We start from the raw sequence: 2,448 nt of genomic DNA, 5'->3' as shown, positions 1-2,448 counted from the left end.
GAGGTTCTGGTTTCTAATAATTCCTAGATACCATGGCCACCACAAACAAATCAATTCACTCGTGGAATTTGCACAACTATCGGGACACAACCCGCGGATAAAGTTTGGGCCCACGATACGGCGGTTTCCTATCTGGGGGTTGATATGGAGTGGGGAGTCGGTCTGGACACAACACACTGGGCTTCAAAGGCTCTGTTGCCTTCACATCGGCGGATATGGTCCTGGTTCGATCGTGGCGAGCATCTTGGAGTAACCGTGCTGGGCGGCTGTGAGGGCAACCCAGTCAGCGGGCCATGTTGGGCGATTGTCGCTCATGGAAGCCATCGTTGCGATGGTTTGCTCAGTTAAAATGGCAGTTCAGGGGGATATAATGGAATAGATAGCCCCATAGGTAAGCAGAGTTCAGTGTTCCATTAGGCGAGCAACTCCAGTCTGCGTGTCCAGTCTACGTGCGAGCTACCTGCAGCCCGAGTACTCTTCTACCCGCTTGATCAAAGACTTCGTACTCTGATAGCATACGCTCACGATTGTCGAAAACAGCTCGGACTCGGCAAGCATAGGGAATCAATAGATTGTGGCCCGCCCACCAACGGCGACTTGCCACCGTAAGACTTGGTTCCTCACCCAAAGGAGGGGAAGAAAAGTTAGCGGTGTAGGTTTCTTCGTCTTCAGAATATGCGCCAGCGGTGAACGAGAGTCCGATACTTATAGCGTATGCTTTAGGGAAGATGAGAAAGTGTGCAAAATCATAGAGCCGGTTCTCTTCCCAGGACTGCTGGTGCCCAGAGTAGATCGGAAAGAATGCGGACGCACCGCTTGCAGTGTGGACACGAATCATCATCGCGTCGCGGGGGATGTGGATATCCACCTCCCTCAAAAGGCCCAAGGTATCACTGACCGTGTGGGCATTTTCTTCGCGATGTCCCAATAAGAATGCAATCGGTTTGGCAATGAACCAGATTGGCGCGAGTACCTTAAATACCCTTGCCTCGCGACTGTGGCTACGTCGGTAGGCAAAGTAGGCATCGTCAATGCGTCCAAAGTGGCGTTGCTGCATTGCGGTAAGATTGTCGATGTCGACATCCAATGATGTATGCACATCTAAGTTCCGACCAATGAGAAACATCTTCTCAAGTGCGGCATCCAACTCGGGGTTTTGCCCCGTGGGGCCAACAGTATACACAAAGACCCTCCTATCCTGACCTGCTTCCCCGGACCTACCGAGTATCAAGGCCGTATTTGCACAGCAACATGGTTATCGCTCCATGGGACTGTTTGCGATTGTTAAGAGCGTAGGTCGGAATCCCAAATCCTGCAGAGGACTTCCATTACTCGTACTTGTATACAGATGTTAGTGGACCTGTCCCGATTCAAAACATGGATCATGCATACTTGTGCAGCTCCGGCGAGTTCCGACCCACACCCCTAGCTCAGATGTTTACTTAGAGATTGCCAAGAGACAATTTCCACTCGCCAACGGTCTAGTCAAACCAAATTGGTTGAGTGTAGAGATTACCCGAGACACACGCAATCCCACCGTTCTGCCAAAAAATGCATGGGGATCGGTATAACCTTGGTAGCGTTGAAACGATAAACCGGGAAACCAGGGGGTACTGATGAATGCTGAGGTATTTCCGTTCAATTTCACCGATGTGTCGCCAATTGTAGATAAATTCGAACCAGTGACACTGTCATACACGCCAGCGTCTATCAAAGAAAGCCTGCTCATTCCACCGCTATATGATTGAAAGGTCACGAGCATCTGCCAGTAGAGGTCCGCCACGCATCATTGCCATTCAGTGTACCACAGATCTGACCGCTATCCCCGTAATAAGGATCACTCACCGTCTCACAAGTTCTTCCCAACCAGAGTTCGGGCTGGATTAGGCGTACCGCTTGGACACCACTAGCTAGAACTCCCGATTTAGGTATTGTGATCGTCGCGGCCGCATTAGCCGTCAAACCCCATACCTGCACTCACACTCGTCAGCATCGCGCTAGCAGCTACGATAGCCGCCCCCCGAACCAATGTTCCCAGTGCCATGTTTCCCTCCCGTGTTCAGAGTTAATGCATCAATCGTCAGCAAGTGGCTTTTACCGTAGCACATCTGGTCAAAGGTTGCAACGCGTTTTGGGTGACTATTCGTGCTCTCCTGAAGCCACTTTCTTGTAACTTGTGAAAGCCGATTCTTGTAACTTGTGAAAGCAGCCGATTCTATCTCCTGAAGATCAGTTCTTCTAACTCCTGGGATCCATCTCGTCATGACTGCTTGGCTGGCTTGGCTTACCCCCCTTCCTCGTCTTGGTTGAGTTCGTCGTGTGCTTTGAGCTTTCGCATCGACTCACCGGTGAACTCAATCACCCTTGAAGCGTGAATGATACGATCCATGATGGCATCGGCGGTAGCGTCTTCCATGAGGGCGTGGAACTTGGCCACCGGGAACTGAG

Annotated in this window: 2 protein-coding genes; both read right to left on the bottom strand. The window is 51.1% G+C overall.

Going from position 1 to position 2,448, the window contains the following annotated elements; genetic code table 11:
* Nucleotides 1-445: 445 nt before the first annotated feature.
* Entirely contained in the window at nt 446-1,183 is a 738-nt protein-coding gene (locus BUA24_RS11605) for a hypothetical protein (protein WP_072792755.1), read from the bottom strand.
* A gap of 1,101 nt (nt 1,184-2,284) precedes the next feature.
* Nucleotides 2,285-2,437 (bottom strand): ATP-binding protein, encoded by a 153-nt coding sequence (locus tag BUA24_RS13520; protein ID WP_419187306.1) that lies wholly within the window; start codon nt 2,435-2,437, stop codon nt 2,285-2,287.
* Nucleotides 2,438-2,448: the final 11 nt, after the last annotated feature.

The sequence above is a fragment of the Ferrithrix thermotolerans DSM 19514 genome (assembly GCF_900128965.1).
Lineage (GTDB): Bacteria > Actinomycetota > Acidimicrobiia > Acidimicrobiales > Acidimicrobiaceae > Ferrithrix > Ferrithrix thermotolerans.
Note: the sequence above shows the minus strand (reverse complement) of the source record. Positions and strands in the feature narration are given on the sequence as shown.